This window comes from Pseudomonas chlororaphis (genome assembly GCF_001921865.1).
Taxonomy (GTDB): Bacteria; Pseudomonadota; Gammaproteobacteria; order Pseudomonadales; family Pseudomonadaceae; genus Aquipseudomonas; species Aquipseudomonas chlororaphis_D.
The window spans coordinates 359,610-378,860 of sequence record NZ_MSCT01000010.1; the positions used below are offsets into that span (position 1 = coordinate 359,610).

Genomic DNA, 19,251 nt, shown 5'->3' on the forward strand with positions numbered 1-19,251 from the left:
TTCTTTCTTTTTTCCGGTACGTCCATGTCGTCCCTAGCCCCGTTGAATCACCTCATCAGCCGTTTCCAGGAGCAGACGCCGATTCGGGCCAGCTCGCTGATCATTACCCTGTATGGCGATGCCATCGAGCCCCATGGCGGCACCGTGTGGCTGGGCAGCCTGATCCAGTTGCTCGAACCCATCGGGATCAACGAGCGCCTGATCCGCACGTCGATCTTTCGCCTGACCAAGGAAGGCTGGCTGACCGCCGAGAAAGTCGGGCGCCGTAGCTACTACAGCCTGACCGGCACCGGGCGCCGGCGTTTCGACAAGGCGTTCAAACGCGTCTACAACGCCAGTGTCCCGGCTTGGGACGGTTCCTGGTGCCTGGTCATGCTGTCGCAGTTGGGCCTGGACAAGCGCAAGCAGGTGCGCGAAGAGCTGGAGTGGCAAGGCTTCGGCGCGATTTCGCCGCTGGTGTTGGCGTGTCCGCGCAGCGATCGGGCGGATGTCAGTGCCACGCTGCAGGACCTCGGTGCCCAGGAAGACACCATTGTGTTCGAGACCACCGCACAGGATGTGCTGGCCTCCAAGGCACTGCGCCTGCAGGTGCGCGAAAGCTGGAACATCGACGAGCTGGCGGCCCATTACAGCGAGTTCATCCAGCTGTTCCGGCCGCTCTGGCAGGTGCTTCGCGAACAGGAGCAACTGCAGCCGGCCGATTGTTTCCTGGCGCGCCTGCTGTTGATTCACGAGTACCGCAAGCTGCTGCTGCGCGATCCACAGCTTCCGGACGAGTTGCTCCCCGGCGATTGGGAAGGCCGGGCGGCGCGGCAGTTGTGTCGCAATATCTATCGCCTGATCTATGCCAAGGCCGAGGAATGGCTCAACGACGCCCTGGAAAACGCCGACGGTCCGTTGCCGGATGTGGGCGAAAGTTTCTACCGGCGCTTTGGCGGCTTGAAGTAGAAGTTTCCATGGGGGACGGCGGTTGTGTCGGCCGGGATTGTGCGCAGGCACTAAAAGGCCATGTCAGAGGCAGACTAAGGCGCTAATAAAAGTGGCTGTAAGCGGAGTTGGAATCGGTGCCTGGAACAGGCGGGCGAGGGAATAAGCCAGGCAGTTGAAGTTGCACTTCTGCGAACTGGCCAGGGTTGTTCTATATCAACTGCGACAAAATAACGCAGATCGCCCGAAAGCGATCTGCGTGAGCAATTCTTATTCCGGCATGGTCCAGGATTGCAGTGCGTAACCTTCCTCGCTCAGTTCGGCGCGGGCCTGTTTCAGCAGGTCTTCGAGTTGCGACGGATCGGAGTAGGCGCTGCTTGGAATCTGTTTGCGGCCAATGCGGGTATTGGTGCGGTCGATGACGGTCAGGCTCAGTTCGCCGTTACCGTCTTGTGGGGCCCAGGCGACGCATTGGAACGGCTGGAATGCGCGGTCGGCGATCAAAAGTGCTTCGTTGATACGGAGCGGGGCGTTCATGGGGTCTTCTCTCTAATGTGCCCAATCAAATGATGTGCCGTCGGTTGGGCTTACCGTTCGGCTGGTTACTTGTACTGATGTCTCGAACCCGGGATCAGGTCACATAGAAAGACCGGAATTTACAACTTTTGTTCACATCCGCGATTCAGAGCCTTCTTTTGAAAGCGCAATGAAAGATTCGGGGCGAGGAAGTAAGGCGGCTTTTTGGATCCATGTAGCAGTTAGTCCAATTGGTGATGGGCGCTATAAACAATCGATACAAGACCCTGTCAAGTTCTTGCTAATGTTACAGCCAGGTTCGCCAAACTACTGTTTCTAATAACTTTTCCTCTATTTGGCGCCAAGGAACAGTCATGCTTGACGCGACCGCCCAACGCCGCCTTCTCGTGGTCGACCCCTGCGACGATTGCCATCGCCTGTTGCCCGGATTGCGCACGGTGGGCTGGGACGTCGACAGCTGCGACCTGGAGTCGGCCGTCGAGCACAGTTGCGATGTCGGCCTGTTGCGCTTGCAGCCTTACCACCTGGAGCGGCCGGAGGCGGTCAAGGAACTGATCAGCCGCAGCGGCACCGAGTGGATCGCGGTGCTCAGCCCGGATGTGCTGCGTTTGCAGAATGTCGGGGATTTCGTTTGCGAGTGGTTCTTCGATTTCCATACCCTGCCGTTCGATGTCTCGCGGGTCCAGGTGACCCTGGGTCGGGCCTTCGGCATGGCCCGCCTGCGCGGCCAGGGGCATATCCATATCGACCAGCCCGAGCACGAGTTGCTGGGCGACAGCCGGCCGATCCGCGATTTGCGCAAACTCTTGAGCAAGCTGGCGCCCACTGAGTCGCCGGTGTTGATCCGCGGCGAAAGCGGCACGGGCAAGGAGCTGGTGGCCAGGACCCTGCACCGCCAGTCGCAGCGCCACAGCAAACCCTTTGTGGCGATCAATTGCGGGGCGATCCCCGAGCACCTGATCCAGTCCGAGCTGTTCGGCCATGAAAAGGGTGCCTTTACCGGCGCCCACCAGCGCAAGGTCGGGCGTATCGAGGCGGCCCACGGCGGCACATTGTTTCTCGACGAGATCGGCGATCTGCCCCTGGAGCTGCAGGCCAACCTGTTGCGTTTCCTCCAGGAAAAACACATCGAGCGGGTAGGCGGCAGCCAGCCGATTCCGGTGGATGTGCGGGTGCTGGCGGCGACCCACGTCGACCTCGAAGCGGCGATCGACAAGGGCCGTTTTCGCGAGGATCTGTATTACCGGCTGAACGTGTTGCAGGTGATCACCGCGCCGTTACGCGAGCGGCACGGCGACATCGGCATGCTGGCCAGCCATTTTTCCCATTTCTACAGCCAGGAAACCGGGCGTCGGCCGCGCAGTTTCAGTGAGGACGCGCTGGTGGCCATGGGCAAGCACGATTGGCCGGGCAATGTCCGCGAGCTGGCCAACCGGGTACGGCGCGGCCTGGTGCTGGCCGAAGGACGGCAGATCGAGGCCCGCGACCTGGGGTTGCTCAGCCCGCAAGCGAGCATCGCGCCCATGGGCACGCTGGAGGATTACAAGCATCGGGCCGAACGCCAGGCCTTGTGCGACGTGTTGAATCGGCACAGCGACAACCTGAGCGTCGCAGCCAGGGTGCTGGGGGTGTCGCGCCCGACCTTTTACCGGTTGCTGCACAAGCATCAGATCCGCTAGGGCGGTGCAATGAAAAGGCCCGCTGCGAGGGATCGCAGCGGGCCTTTTTTTGCCTTTGTGGTTAGAAGTAGTAGGGGAATTTCAGGCTGAAGGTGAAGTCTGGCGCATCGTCCGTCAGACCGATGGACAGGTTGGGCACGATGGTCAGGTTGTCGGTGGCTGCCAGGGTCATGCCGACGTTGAAGTAACCGGCGTTGGCGTCGCTGGATACCACCGATTGCCAGTCGCCGCCGTCTTCCTTGAGCTTGCTCTTGCGTTGGACCAGGTCCGACACCGAGAACGACATACTCATCTTCTCGTTCAGGGCGAAGGCGACGCCCATGCCGATCTGGAAGCTGTCGCCCAGCTTGACCTTGCCCGGGGTCTTCTGGTTGACCGTGGAGCTGATGTCGTCGAACGACTCTTCCAGGTTGTGGGTGTAGGAGAGGGTGCCGAACAACACCGCCGGGTCGTAGGTCTTGACCAGCGAGATACCGGGGGTGATCGACCAGACGCCGTTACCGGTCGGCAGGTCATCCGGGACGAACAGGTTGGTGTTGTCCTGGACCTGGCGCAGCTTGATACCGAACGGGTCTTTGCCGGTCGGCGCCTTGACGCGCAAGGACACCACCGCATCCGGGCTGTTGACCGATTCGTCGAGGAACTTGTAGGCAACGCCGAAGTTCACGTCGCCAATGGTCGGGTCGTTGGACACGCTTTTTTCGCTGGTGACCCCCGCCGCGCCGTTCTGCGCGCCGCCGGACTGATAGGTCGATTCGCGGTAGATCACCGGCACGTTGACGTCGAACTGCCAGCGGTTGTTCAGGTTGTAGCGGCCGGTGAGGTCGAGGGTCCAGTTGTCGGCCTTGATCCGGTCCAGGTTGATGTTGCCGAGGAAGATCGAGTCCAGCGCCAGGAAGCCATTGAGGATCAACTGCCGGGTGTCGTAGCGGGAGTAGGTCAGGCCGGTTTCGACACTGAACTTGCCGCCGCCGAAGAAGCCGCTGGCTTCGTCGTACAGGTTGGACACACTCTGCGCCGGTTCCGAATCGTCCTTGAGCGACTGTCCGTAGGAACTGCCGCCAGCGGGCGTTGCGCCCTGGGTGGTGGCCCCGGCCCCCGCCACCTGCTGGTTGCCGCGCATGTCGGCCGGCGACTTGGCCAGGCGTTTGGGCGGCGGCGACGCCGGTTGATCCTCAACCTGGCGCACCCGTTGCTCCAATACCGCCAACGCCTTCTGCTGCACTTCGTAACGTTGCTTGAGTTCCAGTAATTCCTGTTTCAGGGCCTCGACATCAGCATTCGGGGCTGCTTGCAATAGCGCCGCCGGGAACAGCGTGCTCAAACATACAACCGCGCGCAATGAAACTGATCGATACATGAAATAAGCCATCCCTTCTTATAAAGCCCAATGATCGAGAATCAGCGTAGTTCAATATCCCAAATTGCGAAGACCCTTGAGTTGGGTCAGATTGCAGTCCAGAGCGCCGACACTCGGCCCGTTGTTATTGAGAATGACGTTCAGTTGGGTCAGATTGTTGACCAGGTTGCTGTTGCCCATCAGGCGGGTGTTCTGCAGCAGTCCGCCCTGGGCCACTTGTTGCAGCGCCGCGCCCTGGTTGTTGCTGGCCTGGATGGCCAGCTGGATGCCGCCGCCGGTGGCGGAGACCGCCACGCTGCCCGCGGCGTTGCTGCCGGTGATGGTCTGCCCGCTCATCAGCAGTTGGCCCTGGGCCGGCACCAGCGCCGGCGCCTGGTTGGCTTCTTTGACGTCGATGGCGACGTTGTTGTAGGCGGTGTTGCCGTCGCCCGCCGCGCGTACGCTCTGGGTCACCCCCTGGGTGGTGGCCAGGCCTGCGCCGCCGATCACGTTGCCGGTGCCCTGGGTCGGCGTCGACCCGTTGCCGGTTTCCTTGATCGTGGAGACATAGAATTCTGGTTTGATCGTGGCTTGCTGGATCTGCATGGCGGTAGTGGCGCCGATCAGGTCGCCCGAGGCATTGCGCCAGGTACTGCTCATGACGATGCCGAAACTGATGATCCGCCCCGGCATGACGTAGCGACCGCGGAGCTCGGAGAGTTCCTGGTCCTTGATTTCTATAGGCTTGAACCCTGCATTGGCATACGCAGGAACACTTGCTAACAGGCAGGCGGCGGCCAGCCAGTAAGAGGTTTTCATCTGCTGCTCCCGGAGCTTCCTGCCCCTTTTTCCTTGGCGACCCTAGAAGAAGTCGCTCTGAATGAAGCCGAAGTCCATCAGTTCCGCGTCTTTGACCGGGTTGAAGGTATCCAGCTTGTTCTTCGCGGTCAGCGGGTTGGGCGGGTCGAGCAAGGCGTTGGCCTTGTCGTAGCCGGGGCCGATGATGGCGAAGACGATACCGTTCCAGCCTTTGACGAAGTCTTCGTGGGAGTAGCGTTTGTGGCCCAGGACAGGGTCGCCGATGTAGACCCAGTCTTTCTGTGCCCGCTGCATGACCACGAAGTGCTTGTAGCCACGAATGTCCATCAGTACCACCACCGGAATGGTCACCGCCTCGAGCTTTTCGGGAGGGATCCGGTAACCCCGGGCGCGCATGCCGATGCTTTCTATGTAGCGCTTCATGTCCAGCATGGAAAAACCTTGGGTACGAACAAGGTTCTGGTCAGCGTTGGCCAGCATGCCTTTGATGATGTGCTCCTCATCGACGTCGAGCCAGTAGGCTTGGCGCAGCACCGTCGCCAGCGCGGCGGCGCCGCAGCTGAAGTCGGTCTTCTGTTCGACCAGGTCGGCGAATTTGCGCTCGCGCACGCTTTGTACCTGTTTGAACACCAGGTTGCCGCCAGGCAGCGCGGCGACCGGCATCTGGGCGGCTTGAGCCAGGCCAGTCAGGCAAAGCAGGAGGGAGAGGGTAGCAACTCGCATGATCGATACGCCTTGTGGGACTGTGGAAAAGCCCCGTTTCCGGGGCTTTCGTCACGATCGTGATTACATGCAGGCTTTGCAGCCGGCAGCGATGGACAGCGAGTTGCTTTGTTGGTTGCCGACACCTGCCGAGACGTTGGCGCCGCCGTTGCCGGAGAAGCCGTTCATCGAGTTGGTCATCGACGCGTTGTTCACCACTGGGTTTTTCCAGCCGTCTTTGGTCAGCACTTGCTGAGTCCAGTAGCCAGCCAGTTCAACCGAGCCTTGTTCCTTGAAGGTGAACTTCTGATCGTCATTGCCATGACCGCCGCCACGGTTGTCGTTGCCATGGCCGCCGCCATGGTGATCGTCGTCGCCTTCGATCTTGCCGGAGCCGGTGCCTTTGTAGCTGCCCTTGGCGTAGAAGGTGCCTACGAGAGTGTCTTTTTTGTAGGTACGCACACCTTTGTTTTCCACGACCAGGCCAGTGGAGCTTTGGTTGGCCGCGGCTGCCGCAGTGGCTACGCGTCCGCCGGATACGGCGATTGCCAGGTTGTTTTTCTGTTGGTTGAAGTCGCCGGCAGTGACGTTGATGCCGATGTTGCCGGAGCCGTTGTTCCCTGCGTTGTTCAACGTAGCGTTGTTCAGCGTAGAAGAGTTTTTCACATAGTTGGCGGTGTTCACCTGGGTAGCGCTGGAAGCGGCTACTGCAGTGCCGAAGATGAAGCTTTCATCGGCGGTGGCCAGGGCGGCGGCGTTGTCTTGTTGGTTGCCGTCGCCGGCAGCCACGTTGGCGCCCATGTTGCCGTTGGAGTTGTTCAGCGAGTTGTCGGCCTTGGCGTTGTTGTTGGTGCCTTGGTTGGTGACAACGTTGCCAGCGCTTTCTTGCACATCGATGACGGCGGCCCCGGCGCCGGCAGTGATTTGCAGGAGGGTGTTGAGGTCTGGACCGCGTGGGTCGTGACCGCCGTTGTGACCACCATTGTGGCCGCCGTTATGGCCACCGTTGTGACCGCCGTTATGACCACCGCGGTCGTCGTTGCCTGCTTGTGCAGCGATTGCCATGACTGCGGCGAGCGCAAAGACCAGTGGTTTGAGAGCCATTGTAGGTTTCATGGTGTATCTCCGTGCTTATTAGTTGGTTAAGTGTTGGTACTTTCTAATCGCACTGCTGCGGGTCAGTCTGCGACCCGTATGCTCAGGGTGTTAGCCATTCGGTTCCCCACCCCGGCACTCTGGTTCACCTGAATCACCCCCCGGCTGCCGGTGAAGGCCTGGTCGCTGGTAACGACCTGGCGGCTGCCTTTAGAAGCGTCAGTTGCTCCTGAGCCTGGTAACAGCGCCACGTTCTGTTGGGACAGGACGCTGTCATCAATGCTTTGCGGCTGGGCACTGATGCTCACCCGCATTGCGTTGACCATTTGGTTGTTGGCGCCGGCCCCCTGGTTCACGCCCAGGACTCCATTGCCGTTACTGAAAGCGTTGCCGCCGATGCTGCTGCTGGCGTCGATCGCGCTGCTGGCCGGCGTCCCGAGTTTCTGCCGGACCACGGTGGTGGCATGGGCATCGGTGCCGATGGCGATAGCGCGGGTGTTGGTCTGTTGCTGCTGGTCGCCGGCCGCCTGGTTGACGTTGAAGTTGCCGTTGTAGCGGGCGCCGGAGTTCTGAATGGTGGCGGTGTCCACCGCCTGGATGCCTGGGTCGGCCATCACCGAAGTGCAGCCAAACAGTGCAAGCAATACGAGCGTACGATTCATTTTATTGACCTCCGGCCAGTCGGCCCAAAGGAGCCAGGCCGGAACTCAGGGAGCGGTTGATGGAGCCGGAGATCGCGCCGCCGCTGCCGCCGCCGTGACCGGCGCTCATGCCGGCCATGCCGTTGGGGTTGGTGACGACGTTCAGGCCTGGCAGGTTCGAGCCGTTGGGCATGACGTTGCGGCTGATCGTGGAACCGCTGCTGACCCCGGCAAAATCGCCGTCGCTCAATTCGGTGTTGTTGGTCATCTGGGTGACCCGGGCCGATGGGTTGGCGTTGACGGTGGTCGGGTAGGGGTCCGGATGCATCGGAGGGCGGCCGACGGCATGGGGCTGGACGTCGCGGTCAAGCACGATTCTGCCGTCGCCAGCCGCCTGGACCGGGAGGCTGAGCATCGAGCTGACGGCACATCCGATCAGCAGGAGGCGGGTCAAACCTGAATTGAAATTCCCCACGGCGGCATTCCTTCTTCTGTGCGCTGGCCCTAGTCAGCGTTGCGAGGGAGAGAGCAGAAGCCGTGCCGCTTTTTGATTGTCCAATGGATTCAAGGGGTTAGTCGTTCAAGGGGCGGTTCACGGCCCAGCGTTGTTTCAACGCTGAGACACCCAGGGGCCGGCGGCACCGGGTTTTGCCGAGGCGAGGCTCTGGAACGGGCGCTGGCGCGGGGGTGTATCAACGGTTTAACAGGTCGCAGCGAGCGCGGAAAAGCCCCGTGATTTGGCGCTTTTGCAGGGGGGCGGGTGTTTCAGGAATGGACACTTGGGCACGCGGCGCTGGCGAAAAAGCGCGCTGGGCCAGGGGGCTCGATCAGCCGGCCAGCAACCTCTCGACGAGCTCGAACGCCCGCTGGCGGCGGGTCTCCCAGTCGCCGCGGATGACCTCGAAGGGCTGTTGGTGGCGCGCCAGCCAGTCGCTGGTCGCCCTGAAGAACGCCAGGCGTTCGCTCAGTTCGGGCTGGCAGCGCTGGCCGTCGTCGCTCCAGCCGACGTCTTCCGGCGAGAGCAGCAGGTGCAGGTCGTAGCGGCGCGCCAGCAGCTCATGCTCCAGCCAGTCCGGGCACGCGCCGAACAGGGTCTGGCTCCAGAGCAGGTTGCTCAACAGGTGAGTGTCGAGAATCAGCAGCGGTGGCTGTTGAGCCCGGGCCTGGTCTTCCCAGGCCAATTGGCCGCGGGCAATCTGCGGGATATCCGCCAGGCAGGTATCGCGCAGGTTCTGCTCGATAAAGTAGCGCACGTATTCGCCGACCTGGATGCCACCGAAGCGCGCCTGCAAATGGCCGCTGAGCCAGCTCTTGCCGCTGGACTCGGGGCCGGTCAAGACCACGACCTTCATGCCGGGCGCAGCGCCGGGTCGGCCCGCCAGGCGCGCCAGCCTTGCACGGCCAGCAAGGTGAACAGGCCGTACAGCGCGGCCGTCAGGTAGAGGTCCTTGTAGATGAACAGGCCGACGAAAATCACGTCGACGACGATCCACAGCGGCCAGCATTGCACGCGTTTCTGCGCCATCCACCCTTGCGCTACCAGGCTGAAAGCGGTGAGCGCGGCATCCAGCCAGGGTTGCGCGGCGTCGGTCCAGTGGGCCATGGCGGCGCCGAGCAGCAGGCTGCCGATAGCGCCGAGGCCCAGGCCGAACAGCATCGAACGGGGTGCCAACAGGCTGACCGGGCGGCCCTGATGGCTGGCGCCACCGCGGGTCCATTGCCACCAGCCATAGAGTTGCAGGGCGGCGTAGACCACTTGCAGCAACATGTCCGAATACAGCTTCACCTCGAAGAAGATCCAGCTGTAGAGCAGCACCATGACCAGGCCGATCGGCCAGCACCAGGGGTTCTGCCTGACTGTCAGCCAGACGGCGATCACGCCGAGTGCAGCGGCGAACAGTTCAAGCGCGGACATGAAAACTACCAGGAAGGAGGAGGGGGGCGGATTGTAACCAGAAGTCGCGTTGCGCGTCAGTGAAGGCCGGCAATCGTGGCGGGGCGAACCCCGCCACGCGCGGTGTCAGACCCGGAACTGACGCAGCAGGCCGTTGAGTTGCTCGCTCAATTCCTTGAGGTGCCGGCTGGCGGCGCTGGACTGCTCGGCCGCGAGGGCCGTGCTGTGGGACAGGCCGGCGGCCTGGGTCACGTTCTGGTTGATGTCTTCGACCACATGGGCCTGTTGCAGGGTGGCGCTGGCGATGGAGGCGTTCAACCCGTTGAGGTTACGCAGGGCCTGGCCGATGGCGTTCAGGCTTTCTCCGGCCAGCCCGGCCTGTTCGATGGTTTGCTGCGACGCGCGGCTGCTGTCGCCGATGACCTTGACCGCGGCTTCCGAATGGCCTTGCAGCCGCTCGATCATCGCCTGGATCTCGGCGGTGGATTTCTGCGTGCGCTGGGCCAGCAGGCGCACTTCGTCGGCCACCACGGCGAACCCGCGGCCCTGCTCGCCGGCGCGGGCGGCTTCGATCGCCGCATTGAGCGCCAGCAGGTTGGTCTGCTCGGCGATCGAGTGAATCACCTCCAGCACGCTACCAATCTGGGTGCTTTCCTGGGCCAGGGTGCGAATCACCTCCACCGCCTGGTCGATCGTGCCCGAGAGCCGGTCGATCTGTTGCAGGCTGCCGTCGATATTGACCTGGCCCTGTTGGGCCTGGGCTTCGGCATCGCGCATTTCGCTGGCTGCGTGCTCGGCGTTTTTCGCCACGTCCTGCACGCCGTAGGTCACCTCGTTGATCGCGGTGGCCACCAGCTCCATCTGCTGCGACTGCTGCTGGCTGCGTTCCTGGGCCTGGCTGGCGTTGTTGCCCAGGTCGGCGGAGGACTGCGCCAGGGCCGAGGCCGACACCTGCAACTGGCTGACGACAAGGCGCAGCTTGGCGGTGAAACCATTGAAGTGCCGGGCCAGCTCGGTGACTTCGTCCTGGCCGTGGGTGTCCAGGGCTCGGGTCAGGTCGCTTTCGCCGCTGGCGATGTTGGCCATGGCGTGCACGGTTTCCTGCAACGGACGGACGATGCTGCGGGCGATCAGCAGCACCAGCAGGGCCATGATCAGGGCAATGGCGATGCCGACGACCGAGGCTTTGAGCAACTGGCTGCGGAACTCGACCTGCACGTCGTCGATGTACACCCCGGAGCCGATGATCCAGCCCCAGGGCTCGAACAGCTGGACATAGGAGGTCTTCTGCACCGGTTCGCTGGCACCGGGTTTCGGCCAGCGATAGTTGACCATGCCGGCGCCCTTGGCCTTGGCGATGGCGACCATCTCGTTGAACACGGCAAAACCGTCCGGGTCGCGGATCGCCGCGAGGTTCTGGCCGTCGAGCTTGGGGTTGGCCGGGTGCATGACCATGACCGGCGTCAGGTCGTTGATCCAGAAATAGTCGTTCTGGTCGTAGCGCAGGCCGCGGATGGCGCTCAGCGCCTGCTTCTGCGCGGTGGCCCGGTCCAGGGTGCCGGCGCTTTCCAGACCATGGAAGTAGGCCAGCACGCCGTTGGCGGTCTGTACCACGTGCTGGGTTTTCTGCGCCTTGGCGTGGTACAGGTCGTCATGGATCTGCTTGAGCATCAGCATGCCCAGCGTCAGCAGCATGAGGACCGCGACAATCAGGATGAGCCACAGCCGGCGGCTGATCGAGACTCTACGTAAGCTGTTCATGAATCTGTCACTCCCGATTGTTTTTCTTGTGATGGAACGCCCTGTACATCAACCGTCTCGCTCCTTGCATTCAGGCCTCTGCGATTCTCTCAACGCGACAGCGTTTATCGAACATGTCTGCTAGGATTTCGGCCTCATTGCGAAAAACCTGAATCCGCTGATTTTTCACGGAATTTTCAGGGGCGATGAGGATCCTATTGCGGCCGCGAATCCGCGACGCACGCGTCAGTGAACATTGAAGAAAAACTAAGAGGCATGCCACGGCATGACCTTCGGGGGATTGATGGAACTTTGGACCGCCGTACAGGCATTGATTTTAGGCATCGTAGAAGGGCTGACGGAGTTTCTGCCCATCAGCAGCACCGGTCACCAGATCATTGTCGCCGACTTGCTCAACTTTGGCGGCGAGCGCGCGATGGCGTTCAACATCATCATCCAGTTGGGCGCCATTCTCGCCGTGGTCTGGGAATTTCGCCGCAAGATCCTCGACGTGGTCACCGGCTTGCCGACCCAGCGCAACGCCCAGCGTTTCACCATCAACCTGCTGATCGCGTTCCTGCCCGCCGTGGTGCTGGGGGTGATCTTCGCCGACTTGATCCATGAGTACCTGTTCAACCCGATCACCGTTGCCGCGGCACTGGTGGTGGGCGGCGTGATCATGCTCTGGGCCGAACGGCGCCAGCACGAAGTGCACGCCAATACGGTGGACGAGATCACCTGGAAAGACGCCTTGAAGGTCGGTTTCGCCCAGTGCCTGGCGATGATTCCCGGAACGTCGCGCTCGGGCTCGACCATCATCGGCGGCCTGCTGTTCGGTTTGTCGCGCAAGACCGCCACCGAGTTCTCGTTCTTCCTGGCCATGCCGACCATGGTCGGCGCCGCGGTCTACTCGGGCTACAAGTACCGCCACCTGTTCCAGCCGGACGACCTGCCAGTCTTCGCCATTGGTTTCATCACCTCGTTCATCTTCGCGATGATCGCGGTCAGGGGCCTGCTCAAGTTCATCGCCAACCACAGCTACGCGGCGTTTGCCTGGTATCGGATCGTCTTCGGCCTGGTGATCCTCGCGACCTGGCAGTTCGGCTGGGTCGACTGGACCTCGGTCCACGGCTGATGGACGGGCGCAACCAGAACCGCCCCGGCCAAGGGGCGCGGATCCAGCAGCCACGGCTCAAGGTCGCGGTGTTCGTGCTGCTTTGTGCCTTGCCGCTGGGCGGCTCGCTGGTGCTGGGCGTGAAGGGGATTTCCTGGGTGCCGCTGCTGGCTTACGGCGCGGTCAGCGTGCTGGCGTTTTTCCTCTACTGGAGCGACAAGCGCAAGGCCCGCAGCGACAGCTGGCGGACCCCGGAAAACGTCCTGCACGCCGTGGAACTGGCCGGCGGCTGGCCAGGCGCCTTGCTGGCGCAGCAGGCTTTTCGCCACAAGACCCGCAAGGTTTCCTACCAGTTGGTGTTCTGGCTGATCGTGCTGCTGCACCAGGTGTTCTGGATCGACCGGCTGTTTCTCGACGCCAGCCTGTTCGCGCTGTTCTAGGGCGCGACGTCCGCGTCAGAGCAGCAGGCCGACCTGCACGCGCTTGGGCAGTTTGCCGACCACCAGTTGGTGCGAGCGCTGCAACAACGCTTGCAGCTCGGCGGCGCCCAGCGGGTAGGGCACCTGCATGATGATCCAGTGCGCCCGCGCCAGGTACGGCGCCGGCGCGATGCCGGGCCGGTCGACATGGCCGAGGAACAGCTCCTTGTCGACCTTGAACGCCAGGGATTCGCCCCGCAGCCCCTGCAGGGCGAACATCTTGTTGCCGGCCACGGAAAACACCCGCATACCGCCCCATTTGTAGTCTTCGCGCGCCCCCGGCAAGCCCAGGCAGAAGTGCGCGACATCCGTTTCGGTCATGGTCTTTGCTTTTACCGCCGTGCTCATAACGTGCGCTCCCCACAGCCTTTGAAGGCTTCGCTCACATGCTCGATCCAGGCCCGTACCGCCGGCAATACCCCACGCCGATGAGGGTAGACCGCTTGCAGCCAGCCGCCCGGTAGCGACCATTCGGGCAGCAGTTGCACCAACTGGCCGTTTTGCAGCTCCGTTTCGCAATACATCATCGGCAGGATGGTACAGCCCAGGCCGGCGAGGGCGCAGGTACGGCGCACGCCAAAGTCGTCGATGCCCAGGCGCGCTTCCAACGTCAGGTCGCATTTGTTGCCCTGGGCATCGAGCATGCGCAAGTGCACCAGGCGGTCGGCTTCCAGCGCGCCGAGCACTGGCACCTGGCTCAGGTCCTCGGGGCTGTGGACCGGCCATTCCCGGGCGAACGCCGGGCTGGCCACCATCACGGTCCGCGCCTGGCGCAGGCGCCGGGTCACCAGCAGCGGGTCTTCGTCACCGTGCTCGCGGACGCGCAAGGCGACGTCGATGCCTTCGGCGATCACATCGACCCGGCGGTTCATCAATTGCAGGTCCAGCTGTACCTGGGGGAACTGCTCGAGGAACGAGCTGACCACGTTCGGCAACATGTCCTGGGCCAGGCCGACTGGGCAGGACACCCGCAGCCGCCCGCGCGGTTCGCTGGACATGCTGGCCACCGCTTCGTCGGCCATTTCCGCCTCCAGCAGCATGGCCTGGCAATGCCGCAGGTAACGTTCGCCGACCGCGGTCAGCTTCAATTGCCGGGTGGTGCGTTGCAGTAGGCGGGTGTGGAGCCGTTCTTCCAGTTCGGCAATACGCCGCGACAAGCGGGATTTGGGAACCCCCAGCAAGCGTCCGGCGGCGGCGAAACCACCGGCTTCCACTACCTTGGCGAAATAATAAAGATCGTTGAGGTCTTGCATATCTGACTCGACTGTCCTGCTGATGGGACAAACTATCGCATTTGTGCCGACTAATCGACTATTGGTTTCGCCTGTAGGATTGTCCACAATCGATCGCCCCGCGCGATCCTCACTTGGAGCATCCCCAATGAAACTGCTGCATATCGATTCGAGCATCCTGGGCGACAACTCGGCTTCCCGTCAGTTGAGCGAAAGCGTGGTCAAGGCCTGGAAAAACGCCGACGCCAGCGTCGAAGTGACCTACCGCGACCTGGCCAGCGACGCCATCAGCCATTTCAGTTCCGCCACCCTGGTCGCCGCCGGTACCCCGGCCGAGGTGCGTAACGCCGCCCAGCAACACGAAGCCGAGCTGAGCGCTTCGACCCTCGCCGAATTCATCGCCGCGGACGCCGTGGTGATCGCCGCACCGATGTACAACTTCACCATCCCGACCCAACTCAAGGCCTGGATCGACCGCATTGCCGTCGCCGGCCAGACCTTCCGCTACACCGAAGCCGGCCCTGAAGGCCTGTGCGGCGGCAAGAAAGTCGTGGTGGTCTCCACCGCCGGCGGCCTGCATGCCGGCCAGGCCACTGGTGTGGCCCACGAGGACTACCTGAAAGTGCTGTTCGGCTTCCTGGGTGTTACCGATATCGAGTTCGTCCGCGCCCACGGCCTGGCGTACGGTGACGAAGTGCGCAACAAAGCCATGAGCGACGCCCAGGCACAGATCAGCGGGCCGCTTTTCGCCGCTGCGTAAGGCTTGTGTAAAAGTCGCTTACAGCCCAGGCAAGGCCCTCTAAACTCTGTATTGCGCTGCCCACCAGGCCGCGCGGTACGGAGTTTTTCGTGTGCGTGCCTTATGGGTTCTGGCCCGGGTTATGCAGTTGATTTGCAGGGCCGGTTGCTGCTTCGGCCTCACCCAGGCTGATCTCGGGCCAGCGCAATGGCGGATCGGCGTTTTCAGAAGGTAGAAGGTGGTGCATCCATGACGCGTCTTTGGGCAATGTCACTGATCTGTCTGCTCGGCAGCCCGATTATCGTGCACGCCGCGCCGGCGCTTCATCCGCTCTGGAGCGTGGGTTTTCACGAGATGAGCTTTCTCGATCCGCTGGACCAGCAACCGATGCACGCCATTGCGTTCTACCCCTCCACCGGTATTGAACACACCAGCAAGCTGGAGGGTTATCAGATCGCCGCGTCCCGCGACGCCAAGGTCGCCATCGGCCGTTTCCCGCTGCTGATGCTGTCCCACGGTAACACTGGCACGCCGCTGGCCCTGCACGACCTGGCCACCTCGCTGGCGCGCAAGGGTTTTGTGGTGGTCGCGGTGATCCATCCCGGCGACAACTACAAGGACCACAGCCGCCTGGGCACCCTGAGCAATCTTTACGGGCGCCCGATCCAGATTTCCGAAGCCATCACCGCGACCCTGGCCGACCCGATGCTGTCGCCTTTCGTCAATGCCGGGCAGGTTGGGGTCATCGGCTATTCCGCGGGCGGCGAAACGGCGCTGATCCTCTCCGGGGCGACGCCAGACCTGGACCGCCTGCGCCGTTACTGCCAGGAACGTCCGGACGATCACGACGCGTGCAATACCCAGGGCGAACTGATCGTCGATCGCGAAGACTTGCAGCCGGTCGCCGATCCGCGCGTCCGGGCCTTGCTGCTGATGGCGCCGCTGAGCCTGAAGTTCGGGCGCCAGACCCTGTCGGGCGTGCATGTGCCGGTGCTGCTCTACAGCGGCGACGTCGACAAGCTGGTGGCCCTGGACAAGAACGCCGCGGCCCTGGCACGCAAGCTGCCGGTCGCGCCGGACTTCAAGCTGCTGGCCGGGGCCGGGCATTTCGTGTTCATGGCGCCGTGCAGCGAGGAGCAACTGCTGGCCATGCCGGCGCTGTGCACCGATGCCGACGGCGTCGACCGCGAGGACATCCATCGCAGCCTGATTGCCGAGGCCGGCCGGTTCTTCGCCCAGGCCCTGGGCAAGCCGAGCCGTGCCGGGATGCAGACGGCGGATCAGTGATTCAGCCGGCGGCCCGGCGCTTGAGCAGCAGGGTCAGGCCCAGGGCGCTGACCGACAGCAGGGCCGCGCAGAAGAAAATCCACGAATAGCCCAGGTTCAAGGCCACCGCGCCCATGAGCGGGCCGGCAATCGCCAGCGCCAGGTCGAAAAACACCGCGTAGGCGCTCAAGCCGGCCCCGCGGCTGGTGCTTGGCACTTGCTTGATCGCTTCCACGCCCAGTGCCGGGTACACCAGCGACAGGCCGAAACCGGTGAGCCCCGCGCCGATCAAGGCGTACGCCGTGGAGGGCGCCAGCCACAGCAGGACCAGGCCCAGGGTCTCGATGCTCATGCAGGCGATGGCCGCCCGATAGCCGCCGAAGCGGTTGATGCTGGAGATGAACAGCAGGCGCGAAAGGATGAAACACAGGCCGAACACCGTCAGGCAATACGCTGCGCCGGTCCAGCCGCGGCTGAGGTAGAACAGGGTGATGAAGGTGGTCAGGGTGCCGTAGCCGATGGACGCCAGGCTCAGGCCGGCGCCGTACGGCGCGATCCGCCCGAACACCGCCCAGAACGGCAGGCGCTCGCCGCGGATCACCGGGACCGAAGGCTTGTCGCGGATCAGCAGCAGCGCCAGGGCGGCCAGCACCGACAGGGCCGGGCCCAGGCTCTGGAAGCCGTAGTCGGCGACCATCACCACCCCCAGCGGCGCGCCGATGGCGATCGCCCCGTAGGAGGCAATGCCGTTCCAGGAGATCGAACGCGCGGTGTGCTCGGCCCCGACCTGGCCCATGCACCAACTGATGGTGCCCACGCCGATCAGGCCCTGAGCCACGCCCAGCAGCAGGCGCCCGAGCAACAGGATGCCCAGGCTGAGCAGCGGCCAGGCTTGCAGCAGGGTGGACGCCAGGGTCAGCAGCCCGCTGAGGAAAATCCCCGCCAGGCCATAGACGATCGCGCGTTTGGTGCCGACGTTGTCCGACATGCGCCCGGCCATGGGCCGGCTGAGGAGGGTGGCCAGGTACTGCGAGCCGATGGTCAGCCCGGCCACCACCGCGCTGAAACCCAGTTGTTCATGGACATAGCCCGGCAGCACGGCGATCGGCAGGCCGATGCAGAGAAACGCGATAAAGGTATAGAAGACGATGGAAACGATCTGCAGGGTGATCGCCATGGAGCTGGGGGCGGGCTTGTGTTGCACGGACATGGGGGCTCGTTCGCGGGCGGGCGGTTGGAGAGCCGTCATCATGGCGTGAGGTGGCGATAAAAGGAAGCAGGCTAACGATTTCTTTATGGAGCTGTGTTGGTGGCGGATGGGAGGGCGCTATCGCGAGCAAGCTCGCTCCTACAAAGAGCCGTGCGTACTCCTGTAGGAGCGAGCTTGCTCGCGATGCTCTTAAAGCAAAAAAGCCCCGTCGCAAGGACGGGGCTTTTGGCACGGCAAGCAGCTGATGTTCCTTAGAACACCACGCCCTGGCTGCGCAGGTAATCGTCGTAGGTGCCGCTGAAGTCGGTCACGCCGCTTGGGCTCAACTCGATGATGCGGGTGGCCAGGGACGATACGAACTCACGGTCGTGGCTGACGAAGATCAGCGTGCCCGGGTAGTTCTCCAGCGCCAGGTTCAACGCTTCGATGGATTCCATGTCCAGGTGGTTGGTCGGTTCGTCCATGATCAGGACGTTGGGCTTTTGCAGGATCAGCTTGCCGAACAGCATGCGGCCTTGCTCACCACCGGAAATCACCTTGACCGACTTGAGAATCTCGTCGTTGGAGAACAGCATGCGGCCCAGGGTGCCGCGGATCATCTGTTCGCCCTGGGTCCACTGGCCCATCCAGTCGAACAGGCTGACATCGTCTTCGAAGTCGTGGGCGTGGTCCTGGGCGTAGTAGCCCAGCTCAGCGCTTTCAGTCCACTTCACCGAGCCGGCGTCCGGGGTCAGTTCGCCGACCAGGGTGCGCAGCAGGGTGGTCTTGCCGATACCGTTCGGGCCGATGATCGCCACGCGCTCGCCGGCTTCGACCGTGAAGCTGAAGTTCTTGAACAGGGTCTTGCCGTCGAAGCCCTTGGACATGTGCTCGAGGGTCACGGCCTGGCGGTGCAGTTTCTTGGTCTGCTCGAAGCGGATGAACGGGCTGACGCGGCTCGACGGCTTGACCTCGGCCAGCTGGATCTTGTCTATCTGCTTGGCGCGGGACGTGGCCTGCTTGGCTTTCGAGGCGTTGGCCGAGAAACGGCTGACGAAGGTCTGCAGCTCGGCGATCTGGGCTTTCTTCTTGGCGTTGTCCGACAGCAGTTGCTCACGGGACTGGGTCGCCGCGGTCATGTACTCGTCGTAGTTGCCCGGGAACAGGCGCAGCTCGCCGTAGTCCAGGTCGGCCATGTGGGTGCAGACACTATTAAGGAAGTGCCGGTCGTGGGAAATGATGATCATGGTGCTGTTACGCGCCGTCAGGATCGTTTCCAGCCAGCGGATGGTATTGATATCCAGGTGGTTGGTCGGTTCGTCGAGCAGCAGCACTTCCGGATCGGAGAACAGCGCCTGGGCCAGCAGGACCCGCAGTTTCCAGCCGGGAGCCACTTCGGTCATCGGGCCGAAATGCTGTTCCAGGGGAATGCCCAGGCCCAACAGCAGCTCGCCGGCGCGGGATTCGGCGGTGTAGCCGTCCATTTCGGCGAATTCGGTTTCCAGCTCGGCGACGGCCATGCCGTCGGCTTCGGTCATTTCCGGCAGCGAGTAGATGCGGTCGCGCTCGGCCTTGACCTTCCACAGCTCTTCGTGACCCATGATCACGGTGTCGATCACGGTGAATTCTTCGTAGGCGAACTGGTCCTGGCGCAATTTACCCAGGCGCACGTTCGGCTCCAGCATGACCTGGCCGGCGGACGGCTCGAGGTCGTCGCCGAGGATTTTCATGAAGGTCGACTTGCCGCAGCCGTTGGCGCCGATCAGGCCGTAGCGGTTCCCGTTGTTGAACTTGACCGAAACGTTCTCGAATAGCGGCTTGGCGCCGAACTGCATCGTGATGTTAGCTGTGGAAATCAA

20 protein-coding genes are annotated in these 19,251 nt (G+C 62.8%); 6 read left to right on the forward strand and 14 right to left on the reverse strand.

Annotated elements, in window-relative coordinates; translation table 11 throughout:
- Positions 1-24: 24 nt before the first annotated feature.
- Positions 25-948: a phenylacetic acid degradation operon negative regulatory protein PaaX gene (gene paaX / locus BTN82_RS13990; RefSeq protein WP_075119706.1), complete on the forward strand. Its 924-nt coding sequence runs from the start codon at positions 25-27 to the stop codon at positions 946-948.
- Positions 949-1,197: 249 nt separating this feature from the next.
- Here paaX and BTN82_RS13995 read toward each other — a convergent pair whose 3' ends face one another.
- Positions 1,198-1,464: a hypothetical protein gene (locus BTN82_RS13995; protein ID WP_075119707.1), complete on the reverse strand. Its 267-nt coding sequence runs from the start codon at positions 1,462-1,464 to the stop codon at positions 1,198-1,200.
- 353 nt (positions 1,465-1,817) lie between these two features.
- On the opposite strand from BTN82_RS13995, the gene BTN82_RS14000 reads away from it, so the two are divergent.
- Positions 1,818-3,143 carry a sigma-54 dependent transcriptional regulator gene (locus BTN82_RS14000; protein ID WP_075119708.1) on the forward strand — a complete coding sequence of 442 codons (1,326 nt, stop codon included), beginning with the start codon at positions 1,818-1,820 and terminating at the stop codon, positions 3,141-3,143.
- 61 nt (positions 3,144-3,204) lie between these two features.
- Here the strand turns inward: BTN82_RS14000 and BTN82_RS14005 are convergent, their stop codons facing one another.
- From BTN82_RS14005 to BTN82_RS14045, 9 genes are all read right to left on the reverse strand, one after another.
- Complete coding sequence (locus BTN82_RS14005) at positions 3,205-4,503, reverse strand: transporter (protein WP_075119877.1); 1,299 nt, start codon at positions 4,501-4,503, stop codon at positions 3,205-3,207.
- 51 nt (positions 4,504-4,554) lie between these two features.
- Positions 4,555-5,301, reverse strand: a complete 747-nt coding sequence (locus BTN82_RS14010; protein ID WP_075119709.1) for a hypothetical protein — start codon at positions 5,299-5,301, stop codon at positions 4,555-4,557.
- A 42-nt stretch (positions 5,302-5,343) separates the two neighbouring features.
- Positions 5,344-6,024, reverse strand: a complete 681-nt coding sequence (locus tag BTN82_RS14015; protein ID WP_075119710.1) for a C39 family peptidase — start codon at positions 6,022-6,024, stop codon at positions 5,344-5,346.
- Positions 6,025-6,087: 63 nt separating this feature from the next.
- Positions 6,088-7,119 carry a heme utilization protein gene (locus BTN82_RS14020; protein WP_075119711.1) on the reverse strand — a complete coding sequence of 344 codons (1,032 nt, stop codon included), beginning with the start codon at positions 7,117-7,119 and terminating at the stop codon, positions 6,088-6,090.
- A gap of 62 nt (positions 7,120-7,181) precedes the next feature.
- Complete coding sequence (locus BTN82_RS14025; protein WP_075119712.1) at positions 7,182-7,760, reverse strand: adhesin; 579 nt, start codon at positions 7,758-7,760, stop codon at positions 7,182-7,184.
- 1 nt (position 7,761) lies between these two features.
- Positions 7,762-8,214 (reverse strand): hypothetical protein, encoded by a 453-nt coding sequence (locus tag BTN82_RS14030; protein ID WP_075119713.1) that lies wholly within the window; start codon positions 8,212-8,214, stop codon positions 7,762-7,764.
- A 352-nt stretch (positions 8,215-8,566) separates the two neighbouring features.
- Positions 8,567-9,091 carry an AAA family ATPase gene (locus BTN82_RS14035; RefSeq protein ID WP_075119714.1) on the reverse strand — a complete coding sequence of 175 codons (525 nt, stop codon included), beginning with the start codon at positions 9,089-9,091 and terminating at the stop codon, positions 8,567-8,569.
- On the reverse strand, positions 9,088-9,654 hold the full coding sequence (gene pnuC / locus BTN82_RS14040; protein ID WP_075119715.1) for a nicotinamide riboside transporter PnuC: 567 nt from the start codon (positions 9,652-9,654) through the stop codon (positions 9,088-9,090). Before pnuC ends, BTN82_RS14035 begins: the two co-directional genes overlap by 4 nt.
- Positions 9,655-9,759: 105 nt before the next feature.
- Positions 9,760-11,394, reverse strand: a complete 1,635-nt coding sequence (locus BTN82_RS14045) for a methyl-accepting chemotaxis protein (protein WP_075119716.1) — start codon at positions 11,392-11,394, stop codon at positions 9,760-9,762.
- Positions 11,395-11,677: 283 nt separating this feature from the next.
- Between BTN82_RS14045 and BTN82_RS14050 the strand changes: the two genes are divergently transcribed.
- The gene (locus BTN82_RS14050) at positions 11,678-12,508 is read left to right on the forward strand and encodes an undecaprenyl-diphosphate phosphatase (RefSeq protein WP_075119878.1); all 831 of its coding nucleotides are present in this window, start codon (positions 11,678-11,680) and stop codon (positions 12,506-12,508) included.
- Positions 12,508-12,927: a DUF1294 domain-containing protein gene (locus BTN82_RS14055; protein WP_075119717.1), complete on the forward strand. Its 420-nt coding sequence runs from the start codon at positions 12,508-12,510 to the stop codon at positions 12,925-12,927. The genes BTN82_RS14050 and BTN82_RS14055 overlap by 1 nt, the downstream gene beginning before the upstream one ends.
- Positions 12,928-12,942: 15 nt before the next feature.
- On the opposite strand, the gene BTN82_RS14060 is transcribed toward BTN82_RS14055, so the two are convergent.
- Positions 12,943-13,287, reverse strand: coding sequence for an MmcQ/YjbR family DNA-binding protein (locus BTN82_RS14060; RefSeq protein ID WP_075119718.1), 345 nt, complete (start codon positions 13,285-13,287; stop codon positions 12,943-12,945).
- Between the two features lie 23 nt (positions 13,288-13,310).
- The gene (locus BTN82_RS14065) at positions 13,311-14,219 is read right to left on the reverse strand and encodes a LysR substrate-binding domain-containing protein (RefSeq protein WP_075119719.1); all 909 of its coding nucleotides are present in this window, start codon (positions 14,217-14,219) and stop codon (positions 13,311-13,313) included.
- 127 nt (positions 14,220-14,346) lie between these two features.
- Here BTN82_RS14065 and BTN82_RS14070 point away from each other — a divergent pair, with 127 nt between their 5' ends.
- Positions 14,347-14,958 carry an FMN-dependent NADH-azoreductase gene (locus BTN82_RS14070; RefSeq protein ID WP_075119720.1) on the forward strand — a complete coding sequence of 204 codons (612 nt, stop codon included), beginning with the start codon at positions 14,347-14,349 and terminating at the stop codon, positions 14,956-14,958.
- Between the two features lie 228 nt (positions 14,959-15,186).
- Positions 15,187-16,224, forward strand: a complete 1,038-nt coding sequence (locus BTN82_RS14075; RefSeq protein WP_075119721.1) for an alpha/beta hydrolase family protein — start codon at positions 15,187-15,189, stop codon at positions 16,222-16,224.
- A 1-nt stretch (position 16,225) separates the two neighbouring features.
- Here the strand turns inward: BTN82_RS14075 and BTN82_RS14080 are convergent, their stop codons facing one another.
- Both BTN82_RS14080 and BTN82_RS14085 read right to left on the reverse strand, forming a co-directional pair.
- Positions 16,226-17,413: an MFS transporter gene (locus BTN82_RS14080; RefSeq protein ID WP_075119722.1), complete on the reverse strand. Its 1,188-nt coding sequence runs from the start codon at positions 17,411-17,413 to the stop codon at positions 16,226-16,228.
- A gap of 251 nt (positions 17,414-17,664) precedes the next feature.
- On the reverse strand, positions 17,665-19,251 hold the full coding sequence (locus BTN82_RS14085) for an ABC-F family ATPase (protein ID WP_075119723.1): 1,587 nt from the start codon (positions 19,249-19,251) through the stop codon (positions 17,665-17,667).